We start from the raw sequence: 20784 nt of genomic DNA, 5'->3' as shown, positions 1-20784 counted from the left end.
CATTGCCGTGTCTGCGCTGCAGCTTGCACGAACGGTCACAAAACCGCACGCACTGGCAGTCTGCAGCAGTCCTGTGACAGCGCTTGTTCAGCGGCTGTTCAGGTGCCTGAAAACCCCTGAGACCTCGTTGGCGCCGATGGGATCAGGCGGCCGGGCCGCCCTTCATCGCGTGATGCTGTACGCGGTTGCGGCCGGCGCGCTTGGCCTGGAACAGCGCCTGGTCGGCCGCGCGGATCAGCCGGGCGCTGTCGCTGGCCGCATGCAGCGGCGCGCAGGCCAGACCGATGCTGATGGTCACCACCTGCTGCGGGCTGGCCGGGTGCGGCAGCTGCAGTGCCTGCACCGCCGCGCGCAGCCGCTCGGCGACCACCGGGGCGCCGTCGGCGTCCACCTCCTGCAGCAGCGCGATGAATTCCTCGCCGCCGTAGCGCGCCAGGATGTCGCCCGGCCGCACCAAGGCGCTCTGCAGTGCCTGCGCGACCTGGCGCAGGCATTCGTCACCACGCGCGTGGCCAAGCTCGTCGTTGAGCAGCTTGAAGTGGTCGATGTCCATCATCAGCACCGCCACCGACGGGGTGCCGCGCTGCTCGCGCCACCAGGCGCCGGCCAGCGCATGGTCAAGGAAGCGGCGGTTGCCCACGCCCGTCAGCGCGTCGGTCCAGGCCAGCGATCGCAGCGCGGTGTGCTCGCGCTGCAAGGCTTCGCCGCGGGCGATCTGGCTGACCTGCAAAACGACACTGCGCAGCGCATAGCCCAGCACTGCGCTGACCACGCCTGCCGTGCCCCAGGCGTAGTCCACGCGGATCAGGAACAGCGAGACCACCAGCAGCGCGCCCGGCACCACCAGCGGCCCGGCCGCGTGCACGCTGCGCACCAGCACCGCCGGAGGCCGCGGCAGCGCCAGCTCGGCCTGCGGTGGCCGCAATGCCAGCGAGGCCAGCAGCGCAAATGCAACCGTGACCACTGCGCCGTATTCCGGCCCATAGGCCGGATCGCCGGCAATGAAGTGGTTGTTCCAGCCGGCCACGCCCATGTAGAGCAGCGCGTGCACCAGCAGCACGCCAAACAGCGTGCGCTCGTCGGCTTCCTCGGCCGCGCTCCAGCGCACCAGCGCGCCCAGCACGATGAACAGGTTCTGCGCGTCGAACAGCCACATCATCGTGTGCACGCCGGGCTGGTCCTGCGCGCCGTGCACCGTCAGCACATGCCAGGTGATCAGGAAGTAGCCGAAGCCCAGCGCCAGCGCCAGCAGCGCGTCGATGCCTCGCACCCATTTTTGGCCAGCGGGTTGCCAGCTGCTGGCCAGCAGAAAGGTCAGCGGCACGGCAGCCAGGTGGAAGGCCAGCATCGCGCCGCGGTACATCTCGTTGGCCAGGCCCAGCACCCATTCGTGCCAGAGGTTGCCGAAGCCGCCAACCGTCCAGACCAGCAGGCTGGCCGTCACCAGCCACCAGCCGGTGCGCGCCGCGGCCTGCGGTTCCCGCCAGCCGCGCCAGGCGGTGGCCAGCCCCGTCAGCAGGGGCGCCACCACCATCGCCAGATAGGCCACGCCGCCCGCAGCCTCGGGCCAGGCGAGCGGGAGGCCGATTTGCAGCAGCAGGAAGCCCAGCGGCAGCGAGATACAAGGAGTTACAACATGGCGCACGGCGCGATTTTGGCCCAAGCCGCGGCCGGCCTTGCGCGCTGCAGCATCAAAGGCAATCTTTACCCGGGCAAGGGCGAGCGGCCATGCCAGCCGGTGACATACGCAGGCGCCGGCACCGTGCTGTACGGCGCCGCCACGGGGGCCTGCGGCTGCAGCAGCAGCGGCAGCACGCCGGCCCAGACCGGCAGGTCCAGGTCCTCGGCATCGTCCTGCGGGCCGCCGGTGCGCACCTTCGCAGCGGCCTCGTTCAGCGGCAGGGCCAGCAGCGTGGTCGCGGCAAATTCCTTGTCGTTGCCAGGGCGCGCATCGTGCTCGCGGCCCGGTGCGATCTTGTGCATGAACACGTCCATCAGCCGGCGCTTCTCGGCTTCGCCTGCCACCGCCTCGAAGCTGCCGTAGATCACGGCCGAGCGGTAGTTCATCGAATGGTTGAAGGCCGACTTGGCCAGCACCAGCCCGTCCATCAGCGTGATGGCCACGCTGACCTGCCGGCCACTGCCCAGCAGCTTGACCAGCCGGCCGCCGTTGGAGCCATGCACATACAGCCGCTCGCCATCGCGCCAGCAGGCGGTGGGAATGCAGTGGCTGCTGCTGCCGTCATGGAAGGCGATGTGGCAGAGGTAGCTGGCGTCGACGATGGCATGCAGCGTGGCCGCATCGTAGCGGGCCAGCTCGGCCAGGCGTTTGACACGGGTGCGGGCACTGGGCGGGGACATGGGGCAACTCCTGGGATGGGAAAACGGCGAAGCGGCGCAGCATAGGCAACAATTGGCCCCTCACCTAGAGCCATTGCCGGCAAGTTTTTAGAGCCAGTTTCCGCAGCACCATGGACTACGCCCTGCTGCTGCGCAGCGTCGATCAAGCCTACCCGACCCTCGGCTCGCGCCAGGCCAGGTTGCACCAGGGCCTGCGTCTGGCCATCCTGGACGGCCAGCTTGCTGCAGGCGCCGCGCTGCCTCCCAGCCGCCAGCTCGCGGCCGACCTCGGCGTGGCCCGCAACATGGTGCTGTACGCCTACGAGCAACTGGCCGCCGAAGCGCTGGTGCGAACCGAAGGCCGGCGCACACGCGTGGCGCCGCTGCCGGTGCAGCCGCGGGCCGAGGAAACACTCGCGCTGCCGTTGTCCCGCCGCGCGCTGTCGCTGAGCGAGCCGCTGGACGGGGTGGACGGTTCGCACTTCGTCACCCCCGGCCCGGACCGTGCCTTCGTGCCCGGCCTGCCGGACCTGCCCTCGTTCCCGCTGGCACTGTGGCGCCGCCTGCTGGACCGAGCCTGGCGCGACGCCAGCCCGCCCGACCTGGGCTACGCCGGCGTGCAGGGCGACGCCTCGCTGCGTGACGCGCTGGCCCAGCACCTGCGCGCCAACCGCGGCTTGCGCTGCAGCGCCGCGCAGCTGTTCATCACCGACGGCACCCAGCAAAGCCTGCAGCTCTGCGCCAGCGTGCTGGCCGATGCCGGCGACACCGCCTGGCTGGAAGACCCCGGCTACGGCGGTGCGCTCACGGCCTGCCAGTCCGCGCTGCTGAAGGTGGTCGGCAAGCCGGTCGACGGCGAAGGCCTGCGCCTCACCGACGCCGACTGGCGCCATCCGCCGAAGCTGGTCTACGTTACGCCCTCGCACCAATACCCGCTGGGCTCGGTGCTCAGCCTGCCGCGCCGGCTCGCGCTGATCGCCAATGCCCGGCGCCATGGCAGCTGGATCCTGGAAGACGACTACGACAGCGAGTTCCGCCACACCGAGGCGCCGCTGCACGCGCTGCAAGGCCTGGAGCCGGCCGCGCCGGTGTTTTACCTCGGCACCTTAAGCAAGACGCTGTTGCCGGCGCTGCGCACCGGCTACATCGTCGTGCCGGCCGGCATGGTGGCGCCGTTTGCCGAGGCCATGAGCCGGCTGCAGCCGCGCGGCCGCATGCCCGAGCAGCGCGCGCTGGCCGCCCTGCTTCACAGCGGCGCCTACCTGGCCCACCTGCGCCGCATGCGCCGCCTCTACCGCGAGCGCCGCGAGGCGCTGCTGGCCGCGCTGCAGCAGGAATTCGGCGAGAGCGTCGTGCCGGTCGGCCACGGCGCGGGCCTGCACCTGTGCATCACGCTGCCGCAGGGCGTGGTCGACGTGCAGGCCAGCGCACGTGCCGCTGTCCTTGGCGTGGTGGCTCGGCCCCTGAGCCAGCACCAGGTCCCCGGCTGCCCGCACGGGCCGCTGAACGGCCTGGTGCTCGGCTACGGCCATGTCAGGGCGCAGGCCATGGACCGCCAGGTCCGGCTGCTGGCACGGGCCGTGCGCGAAACCTCAGGCTGATGCGGGCGCCAGCCACTCGCACAGCATGTTCACGTGGGCGCTGCGCATGCGCTCGGCGTCTGCCGCATCGTGCTCGCCGAAAATCAGCTGCGTCAGCATCAGCAACACGGCGGGCGCGAGGATCAGCCGCGGTTCGCGTACCAGCACTTCGGTCCGCACGCCGGACGGTGCACCGCTGTGCGCCGCCGCCTCGGCCAGGATCGCACTGAGCGACTGCCAATGGGGCTCCAGCACCTGGGAGCGCCAGCGCGCTACCAATTCGGGCACGCGCCGGCCTTCGGCGATCAGCAGGCGCAGCATCGCCGTGGTGCCGGGATCGCCCATGCGCTGGTACATGCGGCCGACCAACCACTCTACCAGTGGCCGCAGCGCGGTGGGCGGCGGCTGCTCTGCTGAGCCCGGATCGGGGACTTGCAGGTGGCGGCCGATCAGTGCTTCGAACAGCTCGTCCTTGCCCTTGAAGTGGCCGTAGAGCCCGCCCTTGGACAGCCCGCACAGCGCGGCGATGTCGTCCATGCGCGTGGCCGCGAAACCGCGCTCGGCAAAGGCCAGCAGCGCCGCATCGAGGATCTGCTGCACCCGCACCTCGGGCGGCTCGCGGCGCCGCTGGGGCGCGGGGGCAGGCGCCACGCAGGCCTGCAAGGGAATGGGGGCTGGCATGCGCATGTCTCCTGGTGTTGTGTCCTGCCACGGCATTGGAGACTGACCAGTCGGTCACTTGCTTGATCTGCCTCAAGAGGGGTGGGGCCGCGGCTTCCTACATTGGCGCCATCCCGGTCCCCCGCAGGACATCGCCATGCCGACGCCCGCTCTCCTCACCCGCCCCGAACTCCCCAGCCTTGCCGAGCGCATCGACCCGCTGGTGCACGCCGCGCTGGCCCGTGGCAGCGCTTCGCTGTCGCTGGCCTCGCCGCTGCTGGCCTGGCTGGACTGGTCGCTGCACCTGGCCGCCTCGCCCGGCAAGCGTGCCGACCTGGGCAGCCTGGCCTGGCAGCAGGCCCAGCAATGGACCCACTACGCGCTGGCCTGTGGCGCTGCCGCCGGCCGCGCGCCGGCCGAGGGCTGCTGCGTGGCTCCGCCGGCGCACGACCGCCGCTTCGAGGCCCCCGAGTGGCAGCGCTGGCCGTTCAACCTGCTGCACCAGTCCTTCCTGCTGACCGAGCAGTGGTGGGCCGCGGCCACGCAAGGCGTGTGGGGCGTGGAAAAGCACCACCAGGACCTGGTGGCCTTTGGCGCGCGCCAGCTGCTGGACCTGGCCTCGCCCGGCAACCAGTTGCTCACCAACCCGGTGGTGCTCGAGCGCACCCAGGCCCAGCTGGGCGCCAACCTCGCACGCGGTTTCCTCAACGCCGTGGAGGACCTGCAGCGCGAGGCGGTGCACGCGCCGCCGGCCGGCACCGAACCCTTCCAGGTCGGCCGCAACCTGGCCGTCACCCCCGGCAAGGTGGTGCTGAAGACCGCGCTGATGGAGCTGATCCAGTACGCCCCCAGCACGCCCACGGTGCATCCGGAGCCGGTGCTGATCGTGCCGGCCTGGATCATGAAGTACTACATCCTGGACCTGTCGCCGCACAACTCGCTGATCAAGTTCCTGGTCGACCAGGGCCACACGGTGTTCTGCATCTCGTGGAAGAACCCGCAGGCCGAGGACCGCGAACTCGGCATGGACGACTACCTCTCGCTGGGCGTAGCCGCCGCGCTGGCCGCCGTGCGGGACATCGTGCCCAAGCAGCCGGTGCATGCCGTGGGCTACTGCCTGGGCGGCACGCTGCTGAGCATGGCCGCCGCCGCACTCGCGCGCACCGAGCCGGAGGCGCTGGCTTCGATGACGCTGTTCGCCGCCCAGACCGATTTCCACGAACCCGGCGAGCTGGGCCTGTTCATCGACGAGAACCAGGTCAGCCTGCTGGAAGCGCAGATGGCGCGCACCGGCTACCTCAAGGCCAGCCAGATGGCTGGCGCCTTCCAGATGCTGCGCTCCAACGACCTGCTGTGGTCGCGCATGGTCAACGAATACCTGCTGGGCCAGCGCGCACCGATGAACGACCTGATGGCCTGGAACGCCGACGCCACCCGCATGCCGGCCCGCATGCATTCGCAGTACCTGCGCCAGCTGTTCCTGAAGAACGACCTGGCCGAAGGCCGCTTCATGGTCGACGGCCACCCCGTCTCGCTGGCCGACCTGCGGCTGCCGGTGTTCATGGTGGGCACGCTGACCGACCACGTCGCACCGTGGCGCTCGGTCTACAAGCTGCACCACCTGTGCCCGGCCGAGATCACTTTCGCGCTGACCAGCGGCGGCCACAACGCGGGCATCGTCAACCCACCCGGTGCCGGCCATCGCCACCATCAGTTGCTGACCCGTCCTGCCGAAGGCCCGAGCTTGACGGCGGACGACTGGCTGGCGGCGGCGCCGCAGCACGAAGGCTCGTGGTGGCCGGCCTGGCAGGCTTGGCTGGCGGCGCATTCCGGCGCCCCGGTCAAGCCGCCGCACATGGGTGGCCGCCACAAGGGCGCGCTGGCCGATGCGCCCGGCAGCTACGTGATGGTGCGCTGACATGGTCATCGACCTGAGCGGCAAGAAAGGCCTGGTGGTGGGCATCGCCAACGCACAGAGCATTGCCTGGGGCTGCGCGCAGGCCTTCCAGGCGGCCGGCGCCGAACTGGCGCTGACCTGGCTCAACGACAAGGCCCGTCCGCACGTCGAACCGCTGGCCCAGGCGCTGAACGCGGCGCTGATGTTGCCGCTGGACGTGCAGCAGCCCGGCCAGCTGGAAGCGGTGTTCGAGGCCATCACCCAGCGCTGGGGCAGGCTCGACTTCGTGCTGCACTCCATCGCCTTCGCGCCCGGTGCGGATCTGCACGGCCGAGTGGTCGACAGTTCTCCCGAGGGCTTTGCGCAGGCCATGGACGTCTCCTGCCACTCGCTGCTGCGCATGGCCCGGCTCGCCGAGCCGCTGATGGCGGACGGCGGTTGTTTGCTGACCATGAGCTACCAGGGTGCCGACGAGGTGATTGCCAACTACGGCGTGATGGGGCCGGTCAAGGCCGCGCTGGAAGCCAGCGTGCGCTACCTTGCCACCGAGCTCGGGCAGCGCGGCATTCGCGTGAACGCGGTGTCGCCTGGCCCGCTGGCCACACGCGCCGCCTCCGGCATCGCCCATTTCGATGCACTGCTGCAGGACAGCGCCGCCCGCGCCCCGCTGCGCCGGCTGGTCACGCAGCAGGAGATCGGCGAGCTCTGCAGTTTTTTGGTCAGCGACCTGGCGCGCGCCATCACCGGCGACACGCTCTACATCGACGCCGGCATGCACATCCTGGGCTAGCCATGCATTTATCTCGACGCTTCCTTGCTTTCGTTTGGTCTGGCGGCCTGCTGCTGGCTGGCTGCGCCTCGCTGGCGCCGCCGTACACCCGGCCAGAGCCGCCGGTCCCGGCGCAGTTCGAGCTGGGCGCGCCGCCGCTGGCGCGCCAGGCTGCCTCGCTGCCCTGGCAGGACTATTTCGCCGACGCCCGCCTGCAGGCCCTGATCGCGCAGGCGCTGGACCACAACCGCGACCTGCGCCAGGCTGCGGCCCGCGTGGCGCAGGCCCGCGCCGCGCTGGGCATCCAGCAGGCCGAGGCCCTGCCCACGCTGGCCGCCCAGGCCGGCGGCCAGCGCCAGCGGGTGCCGGGCGACCTGAACCTCACCGGTCGGCCGGTGGTGGGCAATGACTTCCAGGTCGGCCTGGGCCTGGCCAGCTGGGAGCTGGACTTCTGGGGCCGGGTGCGCAGCCTCGAAGGCGCGGCGCGAGAAAGCTTCCTGGCCAGCGAAGCGGCGCAGGCCGCCGCCCGTCTCAGCCTCATCACCCAGGTGGCCCAGGCCGACCTGGCGCTGCGCGAGTTGGACGAGCGCCTGGCGCTGGCCAATCTCACCGTCAGCAGCCGCAGCGAAAGCTTGCGCATCTTCACCCGCAGGGTGGAGGTGGGCGCCACCTCGCGGCTGGCGCTGACCCAGGTGCAGACGCTGCTGACCCAGGCCCAGGCGCTGAGCGCCCAGCTCGACCTCGCGCGGGCCAACCAGGCCCATGCGCTGATGCTGCTGGTCGGCGGCCCGCTGGACAGCCGCACCGTGCCGCTGCTGGCCGCCACCCGGCTGGCCGAGCTGCAGCCGGGGCTGCCCGCTGAGCTGCTGGACCACAGGCCGGACCTGCTGGCCGCCGAGCACCAGCTCAAGGCGGCCAATGCCAACATCGGCGCCGCCCGCGCCGCCTTTTTCCCCCGCATTGCGCTGACCGGCCAGGCCGGTACCGCCAGCGCCGAGTTGAACGGGCTGTTTGCCACCGGCAGCGCGGCCTGGAGCTTTGCCCCGCAGATCACGCTGCCGCTGTTCGACGGCGGCCGCCGCGAGGCCAACCTGGCCGGCGCCCAGGCGCGCCGGGATGAAGCGCTGGCCCGTTACGAAGCCACCGTGCAGGGCGCCTTCCGCGATGTCAACGACGCGCTGGCCGCACGCCAGGGCCTGGCCCGCCAGCTGGCGATCGCCCAGCAGGCGCTGGCGGCCCAGCGCGAACGCGCCCGCCTGTCCACGCTGCGCTACGACGCCGGCTCCGCCGCCTTCCTCGAAGTGCTGGACGCCCAGCGCGACCTGCTGGCCGCCGAGCAGCAGCAGGTGCAGGCCCAGCGCGCGCTGCTGAGCAGCCAGGTCAGCCTCTATGCCGCGCTCGGCGGCGACGCACTTTGACGAACACCACCATGCCCATCACCAAACAACACCTGATCCTGGGCGCCGGCCTGCTGGCCGTGGCCGCCGGCGCCGGGGCCTATGCCTGGAGCGCGCTGCGCCCGCACGGGCCTGGCGAAGGCTTTGTCAGTGGCAACGGCCGCATCGAGGCGACCGAGGTCGACGTGGCCACCAAGCTGGGTGGCCGGGTGCAGGACATCCTGGTCGACGAAGGCGACTTCGTCAGCGCCGGCCAGCCGCTGGCCCACATGCAGGTGCAGACGCTGGAAGCCCAGCGCGACGAGGGCCGCGCGCGGCGCGAGCAGGCCGTCAGCGGCGTGGCCAGCGCCCAGGCCCAGGTGACGGTGCGCGAGAGCGATGTGCAGACCGCGCTGGCCCAGGTTGCGCAGCGCGAGAGCGAGCTGGACGCCGCCCGCCGCCGCCAGGCCCGCTCCGAGACCTTGACCAAGGAAGGCGCGTCGTCCGACCAGGAGCTGGACGACGACCGCGCCCGCGTGCGCAGCGCCCAGGCTGGGTTGAATGCCGCGCAGGCCCAGGTCGCCGCGGCCCGGGCCGGCGTGGTCGCCGCGCGCACCCAGGTCAGCAGCGCCCAGGCCGCGCAGCTTGCCGCAGACGCCACGCTGGCCCGCATCCAGGCCGACATCGACGACAGCGCCCTCACCGCGCCGCGCGCCGGCCGGGTGCAGTACCGCATCGCCCAGGCCGGCGAGGTGCTGGGCGGCGGCGGCAAGCTGCTGAACCTGGTGGACCTGTCGGACGTCTACATGACCTTCTTCGTGCCCGAACAGGTGGCCGGCCGGCTGGCGCTGGGCAGCGAGGTGCACATCGTGCTGGACGCCGCGCCGCAGTACGTGATCCCGGCCAAGGTGGCCTTTGTCGCCAGCACCGCGCAGTTCACGCCCAAGACGGTGGAGACGGCCAGCGAGCGGCAGAAGCTGATGTTCCGCGTCAAGGCGCAGATCGGCCGCGAGCTGTTGCAGAAGCACCTGAAGCAGGTCAAGACCGGCCTGCCCGGCGTGGCCTGGCTCAAGCTGGACCCGCAGGCCGCCTGGCCCGCCGAGCTGGCGGTGCAGGTGCCTCGGTGAGCCCTCCAGTGAGTCCTGCCGCGGCACCGGTCGCGAGCTTCAGCGGCGTGACCCTGCGCCACGGCAAGACCGTGGCGCTGGACGACGTGACGCTGGCGCTGCCGGCCGGCTGCATGGTCGGCCTGATCGGACCGGACGGCGTGGGCAAGTCCAGCCTGCTGTCGCTGCTGGCTGGTGCGCGCGCGGTGCAGGCCGGCACGGTGCTGGCGCTGGGCGGCGACATGGCCAGCCGCGCCCACCGCGAGGCCGTCTGCCCGCGCATTGCCTACATGCCGCAAGGCCTGGGCAAGAACCTCTACCCCACGCTGTCGGTCGAGGAGAACCTGCAGTTCTTCGGCCGCCTGTTCGGCCACCGCAGCGCCGAGCGGCGCAGCCGCATCGACACGCTGACCGCCAGCACCGGCCTGCGGCCCTTTCTGCAGCGCCCCGCGGGCAAGCTCTCGGGCGGCATGAAGCAGAAGCTGGGCCTGTGCTGCGCGCTGATCCACGACCCGGACCTGCTGATCCTCGACGAACCCACCACCGGCGTGGACCCGCTCTCCCGGGCCCAGTTCTGGGAGCTGATCGGCCGCATCCGGGCCGAGCGGCCCGGCATGAGCGTGGTGGTCGCCACCGCCTACATGGAAGAGGCCGAGCGCTTCGACTGGCTGGTGGCGATGGACGCCGGCCGCGTGCTGGCCACCGGCAGCCCGGCCGAGCTGCGCCAGCGCAGCGGCTGCGCCAGCCTGGAGGCCGCCTTCATCGCGCTCTTGCCAGAGGAACGGCGGCGCGGCCACCACGAAGTCGTGGTGCCACCGCTGCAGGCCGACGAGGGGGGCGCAGAGGCCATTGCCATCGAGGCGCGCGGACTGACGATGCGCTTTGGCGATTTCGTCGCCGTTGACCATGTGGACTTCCGCATCCGCCGCGGCGAGATCTTCGGCTTCCTCGGCTCGAACGGCTGCGGCAAGTCCACCACCATGAAGATGCTGACTGGCCTGCTGCCGGCCAGCGAGGGCGAGGCCCGGCTGTTCGGCCAGCCGATTGCCAGCGGCGACATCGCCACCCGCGCCCGCGTGGGCTACATGTCGCAAGCCTTCTCGCTGTACGGCGAACTCAGCGTGCAGCAGAACCTGGTGCTGCACGCGCAGCTGTTCAAGGTGGCGCCGGAACAGGTGGCCGCGCGGGTGGACGAGATGGCCACGCGCTTTGGCCTGCAGGACGTGCTGGGCAGCCTGCCCGAAAGCCTGCCGCTGGGCATGCGCCAGCGCCTGTCGCTGGCGGTGGCCATGGTGCACAAGCCCGAGCTGCTGATCCTCGACGAGCCCACCTCCGGCGTGGACCCGGTGGCGCGCGACCTGTTCTGGGAGCTGATGATCGAGCTGGCCCGCCGCGATGGCGTGACCATCTTCATCTCCACCCACTTCATGAACGAGGCCGAGCGCTGCGACCGCATCTCGCTGATGCACGCCGGCCGGGTGCTGGTGACCGACGCGCCGCAGGCCCTGGTGGCCAAGCGTGGCGCCGCCAGCCTGGAGGCCGCCTTCATCAGTTACCTGAAAGAGGCCGCGGGGCCGGAGGCTGCCACGCTCGCGCCTGCCGAAGCGCCGGCCGCCGATGCCGCAGTGCGGGCCGCCGCCGCGCCGGCCGCGCGCCGCGGCTTCAGCCTGGCCCGCCTGCTCAGCTACAGCCAGCGCGAGGCGCTGGAGCTGCGGCGCGACCCGGTGCGCGCCACGCTGGCGCTGCTGGGCACGGCCATCCTGATGTTCATCATCGGCTACGGCATCAGCCTGGACGTGGAGAACCTCAGCTACGCGGTGTTGGACCAGGACCAGACGGGCCTGAGCCAGAGCTACGCGCTGAACCTTTCGGGCTCGCGCTACTTCATCGAACATGCGCCCATCGCCGACCACGCCGAGCTGGACCGCCGCATGCGCAGCGGCGAGCTGGCGCTGGCCATCGAGATCCCGCCGGGCTTCGCGCGCGACGTGGCGCGCGGCAAGGTGGCCACCATCGGCGCCTGGGCCGACGGCGCGATGCCCACGCGCGCCGAGACCGTGCGCGGCTATGTGCAGGCCATGCACGCCATGTGGCTGGCCGACATGGCGCAGCACCGCCTGGGCGTGACGCTGGCCGCGCCCAGCGCGCTGGAGGTGCGCTACCGCTACAACCCCGATGTGAAGAGCCTGCCGGCCATGGTGCCTGCCGTCATCCCGCTGCTGCTGATGATGATCCCGGCGATGCTGGCGGCCCTGTCGGTGGTGCGCGAGAAGGAGCTGGGTTCCATCCTGAACCTTTATGTCACGCCGGTCACCCGCACAGAGTTCCTGCTCGGCAAGCAGCTGCCCTATGTGCTGCTGGCGATGTTCAATTTCCTGCTGATGTCGGCGCTGGCCGTCAGCGTGTTCGGCGTGCCCATCAAGGGCAGCTTTGCCACCCTGAGCCTGGCGGCGCTGATCTTCGTCGTGGCTTCGACCGGCTTCGGCCTGCTGGCTTCCACCTTCACCAAGAGCCAGATCGCCGCGATCTTCGTGACCATGATCGGCACCATGATCCCCTGCGTGCAGTTCGCCGGCCTGCTGAACCCGGTGTCGTCGCTGGAAGGCATGGGCGCCTTCATCGGCCGCATCTATCCCGCCTCGCACTTCCTCACCATCAGCCGCGGCGTGTTCAGCAAGGCGCTGGACGTGAGCGGCCTGGCACCGTCGTTCTGGCCGCTGCTGGCCTCGGTGCCGGTGATCCTGGGGCTGGCCATCGTGTTGCTGAAGAAGCAGGAAAGCTGAGCATGGCCAAGACCGCTTCCGTCGCGAACATCTACCGCCTGGGCGTCAAGGAGCTGTGGAGCCTGGTGCGCGACCCGATGATGCTGGTGCTCATCGCCTACACCTTCACGCTGTCCATCTACGTGGCCGCCACCGCAATGCCCGAGAGCCTGCACAACGCGGCCATCGCCATCGTCGACGAGGACGCCTCGCCGCTGTCCGCGCGCATCGTCTCCGGCTTCTACCCACCGCACTTCAAGGCGCCCGAGCTGGTCAGCCGCCAGGCCATGGACGCCGGCATGGACGACGGCCGCTTCACCTTTGTGCTGGACATCCCGGCCGGCTTCCAGCGTGACGTGCTGGCCGGCCGCGCGCCCACCGCCCAGCTCAACGTGGACGCCACCCGCATGAGCCAGGCCTTCACCGGCAGCGGCTACATCCAGCAGATCGCCAGCGACGAGGTGGGGGACTACCTGCGCCGCGCCCAGCCTGCCGCCGCGATGCCGGTGGCGCTGGACCTGCGCATGCGCTTCAACCCCAACCTGGAGCAGGCCTGGTTCGGCTCGCTGATGGAGATCATCAACAACGTGACCATGCTGTCCATCATCCTGACCGGCGCCGCGCTGATCCGCGAGCGCGAGCACGGCACCATCGAGCACTTGCTGGTGATGCCCGTCACGCCCACCGAGATCATGCTGGCCAAGGTCTGGGCCATGGGCCTGGTGGTGGCACTGGCGGCGCTCGCGGCGCTGGTCTTCGTGGTGCAGGGCGCACTGCAGGTGCCGGTTGCGGGCTCAGTGGCGCTGTTCATGGCGGTGGCCGTGCTGCACCTGTTTGCGACCACCTCGCTGGGCATCTTCATGGCCACGCTGGCGCGCAGCATGCCGCAGTTCGGCATGCTGCTGGTGCTGGTGCTGATCCCGCTGCAGCTGCTCTCGGGCGGCGCCACGCCGCGCGAAAGCATGCCGCACCTGGTGCAGGACGTGATGCTGGCCGCACCGACCACCCACTTCGTGATCGCCGCGCAAGGCATCCTGTACCGTGGTGCCGGCCTGTCTGTCGTGTGGCCGCAGATGCTGGCGATTGCCGGCATTGGTGCGGCGCTGTTCAGTGTGTCGCTGGCGCGCTTTCGGCGCACCATCGGCCAGATGGCTTGATGGCCTGACCCCTCTTGGTCTTGGAGGAAATACCCAACATGCCTGCTCCCGTGATGCCTGCCGGCGAAGTCGGCCTGGTGCGCAACCGCCTGTTCAGCGAGATCGCCATCGGCGACCATGCCGAGATCGAGCGCCGCCTCACTGCGGAAGACATCCAGCTCTTCGCGGTGCTCTCTGGCGACGTCAACCCCGCGCACCTGGACGCCGACTACGCCGCTGCCACCCGCTTCCACGGCGTCATCGCCCACGGCATGCTGGGCGGCGCGCTGATCTCGGCCGTGCTCGGCACCCGATTGCCCGGCCCCGGCACCATCTACCTGGGCCAGACGCTGAAGTTCCTGGCCCCCGTGCGCATTGGCGACCTGCTGCGCATCTCCGTCACCGTCAGCACCCGCGACGAAGCCCATCACCGGCTCACGCTGGCCTGCGCCTGCGTGAACCAGGACGGCGTGACGGTGATCAGTGGCGAGGCCCAGGTCATCGCACCCACCGAGCGGGTCGAGCGCGCCCGCACCACCTTGCCCGAGGTGCGGCTGGAGACGCACAGCGACGGCCCGCAGCGCCTGATGGACCACGCCCGCACGCTGGGCGCCATCCGCGTCGCGGTGGCGCATCCCTGCGACGCGACCAGCCTCTCGGCCGCGCTGGATGCGCGGGCTGCCGGCCTGATCACGCCGGTGCTGGTGGCGCCACGCGCCCGCCTGGAGGCACTGGCCGCCGAGCTCGGGCTGGACCTGGCCGGCATTGCCATCGAAGACGTGCCGCACAGCCACGCCGCGGCGGAGCGCGCGGTGCAGCTGGCCGCCAGCGGCCTGGTCGAAGCCCTGATGAAAGGCAGCCTGCACACCGACGAGCTGATGGCCGCGGTCGTCAACGGCGCCACCGGCCTGCGCACCGCGCGCCGCATCAGCCACTGCTTCCTGATGCAGACGCCGGCCTACCCGCGGCCTTTCATCATCACCGACGCGGCGATCAACATCGCGCCCACGCTGGAAGAGAAGGCCGACATCATCCGCAACGCCATCGACCTGGCGCATGCCATCGGCGTGGCCTCGCCGCGCGTGGCCATCCTGGCCGCGGTCGAAACCGTCAACCCGCACATGCCGGCCACGCTGGACGCGGCCGCACTGTGCAAGATGGCCGACCGCGGACAGATCAGCGGCGGTCTGCTGGACGGCCCGCTGGCCTTCGACAACGCCGTCTCGGTCGCAGCGGCCACCATCAAGGGCATCCGCTCCGAGGTCGCAGGCCGGGCCGACGTGCTGGTCGTACCGGACCTGGAGAGCGGCAACATGCTGGCCAAGCAGCTGGAATACCTGGGCGGCGCGCACAGCGCCGGCATCGTCATGGGCGCGCGCGTGCCCATCGTGCTGACCAGCCGCGCCGACAGCCGCGAAGCCCGCATCGCCTCCTGCGCGCTGGCCGTGCTGCTGGCCCACGGCTACCGGGCCACGCCGCCGTGAAGACCGAGATGTATCTGGTGCTGAACTGCGGTTCGTCGAGCATCAAATTTGCGCTATTCCAGGGTGACGAGAAACCCCTGCCGCGCGAGCCCGAATGGGGCGGCAAGGTCGAAGGCATCACCAGCGCGAAGCCGCGCCTGTCCAGCGCTGCAGCCGGCCAGCCCGCGGTGGCCGAAAAGGTGGCGCTGGGGGCTGAAGCGCCCTACCACGATGCACTGGCCATCATCGAGGCGCGGGTGCTCACGCAACTCGCTGGCCGGCCGCTGTCCGCCGTGGCCCACCGCGTGGTGCATGGCGGCGCCAAGTATTCGGCCCCGGTGCGGGTGGACGCGCACGTGCTGGCCGACCTGAAGGGCTACATCCCGCTGGCCCCGCTGCACCAGCCGTTTGCGCTGGAGGCCATCGAGGTGCTGCTTCAGACGCGGCCCGGCCTGCCGCAGGTCGCCTGCTTCGACACCGCCTTCCACCACACGCTGGCCCAAGTCGAGCAGATGCTGCCGCTGCCCTACGCCGCCTGGGAACGCGGCCTGCGCCGCTACGGCTTCCACGGCCTGTCCTACGAATACCTCGGCATTGCGCTGGCCGAGCGCCATGGCGAGGCCGCGCGCGGCCGCACCCTCGTGGCCCACCTGGGCAGCGGCGCCAGCCTGTGCGCCATGCAGGGCCTGCAAAGCGTCGCCACCACCATGGGCTTCTCGGCGCTGGACGGCCTGATGATGGGCACCCGCTGCGGTTCGCTGGACCCAGGCGCCGTGCTCTACCTGATGGAGATCGAAAAACTCAGCCTGCAACAGGTTGGCCACCTGCTGTACCACGAGTCCGGCCTGCTGGGCATCTCCGGCATTTCGGCTGACCCGCGCGAGCTGCTGCCGCTGGAAGCCGGCTCGCCGCGCGTGCAGGCCGCGCTGGCGCTCTACGTGCGCCGCATCTTGCGCGAGATCGGCGCGCTGGTGGCCGTGCTCGGCGGCCTGGACCTGCTGGTCTTCAGCGCCGGCATCGGCGAACACAACGCCGAGATCCGCGCCCGCGTCTGCGCCGGCCTGGGCTACCTCGGCCTGGCACTGGATCCTGCGGCCAATGCCGTCCACGCCCCGCTGATCTCCACCCCCGAGAGCCGCGTGCGGGTCGCGGTCGAGCCCACCAACGAGGAATGGATCGCCGCGCGCCATGCGCAGGCGCTGCTGGCCGGCGGCTGAGGGCGAGCGCCCCGGCCTCCACCCTTCCCCCGGATGCGGGATGGCGGCGGCCACTTCGCTGCCGACAATGCCGGCATGGCACTGACCGACGAACAGCGACAGGCAATCCGCGAGGAAGAGCAGTTCAGGCTGCAGCTTCGCCAGGAACTGGCTGTCAGCTCGCCACGCTCGGCGCCCGGCCCGCTGGAGCGGCTGGCCGCCTTCTTCGACACCAAGGCCGGCTTCTGGCTGCTCACCACCGTGCTGGCCAGCGTCACCGCCACCGGCTTTGGCACCCTGCAGCGCTACCTGGACCGCAACGAGATCCGAGAGCGCGAGGTGGCCGAAGCGACCCGCCGCGATACCGAAACCCTGCTCAAGCTGGGCCCCATGCTCACCTCGGACAAGCGCAGCCAGGTCGACATGGCCATCGTGCTGCTGGATGGCCTGACGGCCCGCAAGGGCGTTGACGACGTGGTGGCCGGCCAGGTGCGCCGCCTGTTCCAGGCCACGCTGACCGCAGGCCTGAAGTCCGACGCAACCGACCCTGAGAAAACCCAGGCCCAGGCCATCATCGCTTTTGCCGACAGCGCCCGCACCGCGGCCATCCAGCGCCCCGGCGCCGCTGCCTCCGAGCCCGCCACCACGCAAGCCAGTGTCAGCGCGGCGATCGACCAGCTCACGTTGCCGGTGCGGGTCTACCTGCAGATCGGCAGCGACGACGACCGGCCGCGTGCCACCGCCGCCCTCGAAGCGCTGCGCCAGGCCGGGCTGATCGCGCCGGGGGTCGAGCGGGTGCCGCCCAGCAGCGCACCGCGCAGCAACGAGCTGCGCTACTGCGGCGACAAGATCGACCCCGGCGCGCTGCAGCGGGTTCGCGAAGCCGTGGCCGCCGCCGTCTCGCCGCCGCCCACCGAGAAAGTGCTGCAGCCTTCGCAGTGCGGCAAGGTGCGCGCCAACCACTTCGAGGTCTGGTACGCCCGCGCTGCATCCTGAGGGTCCGAGCTGCCGTCAGGCGCTGGCAAAGCGCTGGCTCGTCGCGCGCAGGGAGTCCTGCCCTTCCCCAAGGCCTGGCATTTGGGCTCCAATCGGCACATGCCTCTGCTCACCCCCGCTGAACGCCGCGCCCTGCGCCGGCAATGCCCGCACATCGTCACCGGCTTCACGACGCTGACGCCCGCCGAGGAGTTTGCCGCGATGGCGGCCTGGTGCGAGGCGCGGCAGGCCGAGCACGACATGTATGGCGAGGGTGCGCTGGTCGAGGATTTCGAGGCCAGGGTGGCGGGCTTGCTGGGCAAGCCGGCGGCGGTGTTCATGCCCAGCGGGGTGATGGCGCAGCTGGCGGCGGTGCGCATCTGGACCGAGCAGGCGCGGCTACCGCGTTTTGGCCTGCATGCCACTTCGCACCTGGCGCAGCACGAGGAGCAGGCCTTCGAGGCCTTGTTGCGATGCCATGGCGTGGTGCTGGGCCATGCGCTGCGGCCGCTGGTGGCGGGTGACCTGGCGGCTTGCAGGCAGCCGCTGGCCTGCCTGCTGGTGGAACTGCCCATCCGCGAGGCCGGGGGCCAGTTGCCGGGCTGGGACGAGCTGACCGAACTGTCTGCTGCGGCGCGCGAAAGAGGCATCGCGCTGCACATGGATGGCGCGCGGCTGTGGGAGAGCGTGGCTTTCTATGGTCGGTCGCATGCCGAGGTGGCGGCGTTGTTCGACTCGGTCTACGTGTCCGTCTACAAAGGCATTGGCGGCGTGGCCGGCGCGGTGCTGGCCGGCAGCGAGGACTTTGTCGCCCAGGCCCGGCTGTGGCGGCGCCGCTTTGGCGGCACGCCGCATCACCTGAGCCCGATGGTGGTGTCCGCCGCGATGCGCTTCGACGAACGCCTGGCGTTGATGCCCGCGCTCTACGCCCGCACCGTGGCCTTCGCCGAAATGCTGAACGCCGTGCCCGGCCTGCGCGTGAACCCGGGCGTGCCGCACACCAACATGTTCCACCTCTATGTGGACGCGCCGATGGACGCGCTGATGGCCGCCCGCGACGCGCTGGGCGCAGAGACCGGCCACTGGCTGCTGGACCACATCCGCGCGGCCGAGGTGCCTGGCTGGAGCCTCAGCGAGCTGTACCTGGGCGACCGGCTGCTGTCGCTGGACGACGCGGTGCTGGCGCCGCTGTATGCGCGGCTGCTGTCAGACGCGCGGCAGGTGCCGCGCTGAGCGCCCCGGCATCGGTTCAGGAAGGGGCCCGCCAGCGCTCGCGCAGGTCGTCCAGCGCGGGCACGCAGGCCATCACCACCAGCACCAGCGCGAGCGGCACGGTGCACAGGTAGCCAAAGCCCTTGAAGCCCCAGGCGCCCAGCAGACCGCCGAGGAAGAAGCTGGCGGCCAGCGCGAGCAGCATGCGCAGCCGCTCGCTGTTGGCCCGCACCGGCGGCGCGCTGCTGCGGCTGTCGTTCCAGTAGACCAGCTTGCCCAGCTCGATGCCGATGTCGGTGATGGTGCCGGTGATGTGGGTGGTGCGGATTTCCGAATGCGTGATCTTGGACATCACCGCGTTCTGCAGGCCCATGATGAAACACAGCAGCATCACCGTGCCCGGCACGAACAGGCCGCGCAGCCCTTCGAGCTGCGCGCCGGCCAGGCCAAAGCACAGCAGCAGCCCGGCCTCCAGCAGCAGCGGCCAGGCATATTCGGCGAACAGCTGGCGCCGCCGCGCATGGTTGACCAGCACCGCCGAGGCCATCGCACCCAGCACGAAGCTGACCAGCCCGCCCAGGCCCGACAGCACCACGTCGCTGACGCCCAGCACCAGGTTGTCGGCCATGGCCGAGACGATGCCCGTCATGTGCGAGGTGTACTGGTGCACCGCCAGAAAGCCGCCGGCATTGGTCGCTCCGGCCACGAAGGCGAGCGTGTAGCCCAGGTGGCGGTTGGCCTGCGCAGTGCGCGTGCGGCCGGTCAGGCGTCTGGCGTAGTTCAGCGGCATGAGAGAGGGCTCCGTGCAGGCCGGCTCGTGCGGCCTGTACCGAGTGTGCCCTCAAACGAACCGCTGCCATGCCCCTTCCCGCGGGGCTGGCTGCTCAGCCGGTCAGGTCGATCAGCGCTTGCGGCCGGGTGCCGGCGCGGCCAGGCTGGCCATCGCCGGCTTGGAGGACGAGGTGGCGACGACCACCGCCTCGGGCTTTGGCGCCTGCTTGGGCTTCTTCGCTTCCTTGTTGCCTTGCTTGTGTGACTTGGTCATGGTTTTCCTTGGGGTGGTGCCGGCGCGAGCGCGGGTGCAGGGGGCTCCGCTCGCCTTGGCGATGAACCACCATGAGGCCGCGCGTGCCGGCCGTCTGTGTGGCAGCGCACATGCCGCGCGGTGCATGGGCTCAGGGCCCAGGCGGCGGCGATGCCTGGGCTTCGCCTACCATTCGTTGCATCGAGCGAATCACACTGGAACCCGAGGGGTCGAGCGCATGAGCACAAGTGATCAGTCAAGTGAAGGCGGCGTTGGCCCGATCTACGACGAAGCAGGCTTCGATGCGGTGGTGAACCTGATTGCCGCGGCCCGCCAGCGCGCGGTGCAGGCCGTCAACACGCAGCTGATCGACTTGTACTGGCAGGTGGGCGGCGTGATCAGCCGCAAGATTGCTGCGGCCGAGTGGGGCGAAGGCGTGGTGAGCGAACTCGCGCGCCACATTGCCCGCAGCCAGCCGGGACTGCGCGGTTTCACCCGGCCAAACCTGTACCGCATGCGGCAGTTCTACGAGGCCTACCAGGGCGATGAAATCGTCTCGCCGCTGGTGAGACAACTGCCCTGGACGCACAACCTCATCATCCTGAGCCAGAGCAATCGTCCGGAAGAGCGCGAGTTCTATCTCCAGATGGCTGTTCGTGAGCAGTGGAGCAAGCGTGAGCTGGAGCGCCAGTTCAAGTCCGCACTGTTCGAGCGCAGCGTGTTGCAGCCAACCCATGTTTCTGCCGCGCTGAAACAGATGCAGCCCGGGGCCGCAGCCGTCTTCAAGGACAGCTACGTCGTTGAGTTCCTCGACCTGCCCGAAAGCCACAGCGAAGCCGATCTGCATGCGGGTCTGCTGGCCCAGCTGAAGAAGTTCCTGGTCGAGCTTGGGCGGGACTTCTGCTTCATCGGTTCCGAGGTGCCGCTGCAGGTGGGCCGGCGCGACTTTGCGCTAGACCTGCTGTTCTTCCACCGGGGCTTGAATTGCCTGGTGGCGATCGAATTGAAGGTGGGCCGCTTCGAGCCCGAATACGTGGGCAAGCTGGCGTTCTACCTGGAAGCGCTGGACCGCGACCTGAAGAAGCCGCACGAGAACCCTGCCATCGGCGTGCTGCTTTGCGCCAGCAAGGACGACGAGGTCGTGGAGTACGCCCTCAGCCGCACAGCCTCGCCCGCGCTGATTGCCGAGTACCGCGCACAGCTGCCCGACAAGGCGCTGCTGCAGGCCAAGCTGCATGAGTTCTACCAGCTGAACCTGGCGAAGCAGGCGCCGGACGAATGAACTTGC

At 70.4% G+C, this 20784-nt stretch carries 16 protein-coding genes and 1 pseudogene; 12 read left to right on the top strand and 5 right to left on the bottom strand.

Going from position 1 to position 20784, the window contains the following annotated elements:
- Nucleotides 1-142 precede the first annotated feature (142 nt).
- Both AC3WR5_RS18150 and AC3WR5_RS18145 read right to left on the bottom strand, forming a co-directional pair.
- A complete protein-coding gene (locus tag AC3WR5_RS18150) occupies nt 143-1645 on the bottom strand; it encodes a GGDEF domain-containing protein (RefSeq protein ID WP_492486078.1) in 1503 nt (500 codons plus the stop codon).
- Between the two features lie 59 nt (nt 1646-1704).
- Nucleotides 1705-2361 (bottom strand): pyridoxamine 5'-phosphate oxidase family protein, encoded by a 657-nt coding sequence (locus tag AC3WR5_RS18145; RefSeq protein ID WP_492486076.1) that lies wholly within the window; start codon nt 2359-2361, stop codon nt 1705-1707.
- Nucleotides 2362-2471: 110 nt separating this feature from the next.
- Between AC3WR5_RS18145 and pdxR the strand changes: the two genes are divergently transcribed.
- A complete protein-coding gene (gene pdxR / locus AC3WR5_RS18140) occupies nt 2472-3941 on the top strand; it encodes a MocR-like pyridoxine biosynthesis transcription factor PdxR (protein ID WP_492486075.1) in 1470 nt (489 codons plus the stop codon).
- Here the strand turns inward: pdxR and AC3WR5_RS18135 are convergent.
- On the bottom strand, nt 3933-4601 hold the full coding sequence (locus AC3WR5_RS18135) for a TetR/AcrR family transcriptional regulator (RefSeq protein WP_492486074.1): 669 nt from the start codon (nt 4599-4601) through the stop codon (nt 3933-3935). The two genes, pdxR and AC3WR5_RS18135, sit on opposite strands and share 9 nt — an antisense overlap.
- 136 nt (nt 4602-4737) lie before the next feature.
- Here AC3WR5_RS18135 and AC3WR5_RS18130 point away from each other — a divergent pair, with 136 nt between their 5' ends.
- From AC3WR5_RS18130 to AC3WR5_RS18085, 10 genes are all read left to right on the top strand, one after another.
- Nucleotides 4738-6498, top strand: coding sequence for a PHA/PHB synthase family protein (locus tag AC3WR5_RS18130; protein ID WP_492486073.1), 1761 nt, complete (start codon nt 4738-4740; stop codon nt 6496-6498).
- Between the two features lies 1 nt (nt 6499).
- The gene (fabI, locus tag AC3WR5_RS18125) at nt 6500-7267 is read left to right on the top strand and encodes an enoyl-ACP reductase FabI (protein WP_492486071.1); all 768 of its coding nucleotides are present in this window, start codon (nt 6500-6502) and stop codon (nt 7265-7267) included.
- A 2-nt stretch (nt 7268-7269) separates the two neighbouring features.
- Nucleotides 7270-8664 (top strand): efflux transporter outer membrane subunit, encoded by a 1395-nt coding sequence (locus AC3WR5_RS18120; protein ID WP_492486069.1) that lies wholly within the window; start codon nt 7270-7272, stop codon nt 8662-8664.
- Nucleotides 8665-8675: 11 nt separating this feature from the next.
- Nucleotides 8676-9749 carry an HlyD family secretion protein gene (locus AC3WR5_RS18115; protein WP_492486067.1) on the top strand — a complete coding sequence of 358 codons (1074 nt, stop codon included), beginning with the start codon at nt 8676-8678 and terminating at the stop codon, nt 9747-9749.
- 8 nt (nt 9750-9757) lie between these two features.
- Nucleotides 9758-12511 (top strand): ribosome-associated ATPase/putative transporter RbbA, encoded by a 2754-nt coding sequence (rbbA, locus tag AC3WR5_RS18110; RefSeq protein WP_492486065.1) that lies wholly within the window; start codon nt 9758-9760, stop codon nt 12509-12511.
- Between the two features lie 2 nt (nt 12512-12513).
- Nucleotides 12514-13647 (top strand): ABC transporter permease, encoded by a 1134-nt coding sequence (locus AC3WR5_RS18105; RefSeq protein ID WP_141291114.1) that lies wholly within the window; start codon nt 12514-12516, stop codon nt 13645-13647.
- A gap of 38 nt (nt 13648-13685) precedes the next feature.
- A complete protein-coding gene (locus AC3WR5_RS18100) occupies nt 13686-15110 on the top strand; it encodes a bifunctional enoyl-CoA hydratase/phosphate acetyltransferase (RefSeq protein ID WP_492486063.1) in 1425 nt (474 codons plus the stop codon).
- Between the two features lie 8 nt (nt 15111-15118).
- Nucleotides 15119-16306: an acetate/propionate family kinase gene (locus tag AC3WR5_RS18095; protein WP_492486300.1), complete on the top strand. Its 1188-nt coding sequence runs from the start codon at nt 15119-15121 to the stop codon at nt 16304-16306.
- A gap of 75 nt (nt 16307-16381) precedes the next feature.
- A complete protein-coding gene (locus tag AC3WR5_RS18090; protein WP_492486061.1) occupies nt 16382-17281 on the top strand; it encodes a hypothetical protein in 900 nt (299 codons plus the stop codon).
- 99 nt (nt 17282-17380) lie between these two features.
- Nucleotides 17381-18493: a threonine aldolase family protein gene (locus AC3WR5_RS18085; protein WP_492486059.1), complete on the top strand. Its 1113-nt coding sequence runs from the start codon at nt 17381-17383 to the stop codon at nt 18491-18493.
- 28 nt (nt 18494-18521) lie between these two features.
- On the opposite strand, the pseudogene AC3WR5_RS18080 reads toward AC3WR5_RS18085, so the two are convergent.
- Both AC3WR5_RS18080 and AC3WR5_RS18075 read right to left on the bottom strand, forming a co-directional pair.
- Nucleotides 18522-19262 (bottom strand): annotated as a pseudogene (locus AC3WR5_RS18080) (YoaK family protein); the annotation flags it as partial.
- Nucleotides 19263-19373: 111 nt separating this feature from the next.
- The gene (locus AC3WR5_RS18075) at nt 19374-19517 is read right to left on the bottom strand and encodes a hypothetical protein (protein WP_170200971.1); all 144 of its coding nucleotides are present in this window, start codon (nt 19515-19517) and stop codon (nt 19374-19376) included.
- Between the two features lie 217 nt (nt 19518-19734).
- On the opposite strand from AC3WR5_RS18075, the gene AC3WR5_RS18070 reads away from it, so the two are divergent.
- Nucleotides 19735-20778, top strand: coding sequence for a PDDEXK nuclease domain-containing protein (locus tag AC3WR5_RS18070; RefSeq protein WP_492486057.1), 1044 nt, complete (start codon nt 19735-19737; stop codon nt 20776-20778).
- Nucleotides 20779-20784: the final 6 nt, after the last annotated feature.

Source organism: Ideonella sp. FW305-24, from assembly GCF_058788035.1.
This window is presented reverse-complemented; position numbering and strand designations above follow the sequence as displayed.

Excerpts from the sequence above, each read along its gene's own strand:
- AC3WR5_RS18095 (WP_492486300.1), top strand. The coding sequence starts at position 15,119 with ATGTATCTGGTGCTGAACTGCGGTTCGTCGAGCATCAAATTTGCGCTA.
- AC3WR5_RS18105 (WP_141291114.1), top strand. The coding sequence starts at position 12,514 with ATGGCCAAGACCGCTTCCGTCGCGAACATCTACCGCCTGGGCGTCAAG.
- AC3WR5_RS18135 (WP_492486074.1), bottom strand. The coding sequence starts at position 4,601 with ATGCCAGCCCCCATTCCCTTGCAGGCCTGCGTGGCGCCTGCCCCCGCG.
- AC3WR5_RS18130 (WP_492486073.1), top strand. The coding sequence starts at position 4,738 with ATGCCGACGCCCGCTCTCCTCACCCGCCCCGAACTCCCCAGCCTTGCC.
- AC3WR5_RS18070 (WP_492486057.1), top strand. The coding sequence starts at position 19,735 with ATGAGCACAAGTGATCAGTCAAGTGAAGGCGGCGTTGGCCCGATCTAC.
- AC3WR5_RS18145 (WP_492486076.1), bottom strand. The coding sequence starts at position 2,361 with ATGTCCCCGCCCAGTGCCCGCACCCGTGTCAAACGCCTGGCCGAGCTG.
- AC3WR5_RS18075 (WP_170200971.1), bottom strand. The coding sequence starts at position 19,517 with ATGACCAAGTCACACAAGCAAGGCAACAAGGAAGCGAAGAAGCCCAAG.
- AC3WR5_RS18090 (WP_492486061.1), top strand. The coding sequence starts at position 16,382 with ATGGCACTGACCGACGAACAGCGACAGGCAATCCGCGAGGAAGAGCAG.
- pdxR (WP_492486075.1), top strand. The coding sequence starts at position 2,472 with ATGGACTACGCCCTGCTGCTGCGCAGCGTCGATCAAGCCTACCCGACC.
- AC3WR5_RS18115 (WP_492486067.1), top strand. The coding sequence starts at position 8,676 with ATGCCCATCACCAAACAACACCTGATCCTGGGCGCCGGCCTGCTGGCC.
- fabI (WP_492486071.1), top strand. The coding sequence starts at position 6,500 with ATGGTCATCGACCTGAGCGGCAAGAAAGGCCTGGTGGTGGGCATCGCC.
- AC3WR5_RS18085 (WP_492486059.1), top strand. The coding sequence starts at position 17,381 with ATGCCTCTGCTCACCCCCGCTGAACGCCGCGCCCTGCGCCGGCAATGC.
- AC3WR5_RS18120 (WP_492486069.1), top strand. The coding sequence starts at position 7,270 with ATGCATTTATCTCGACGCTTCCTTGCTTTCGTTTGGTCTGGCGGCCTG.
- AC3WR5_RS18100 (WP_492486063.1), top strand. The coding sequence starts at position 13,686 with ATGCCTGCTCCCGTGATGCCTGCCGGCGAAGTCGGCCTGGTGCGCAAC.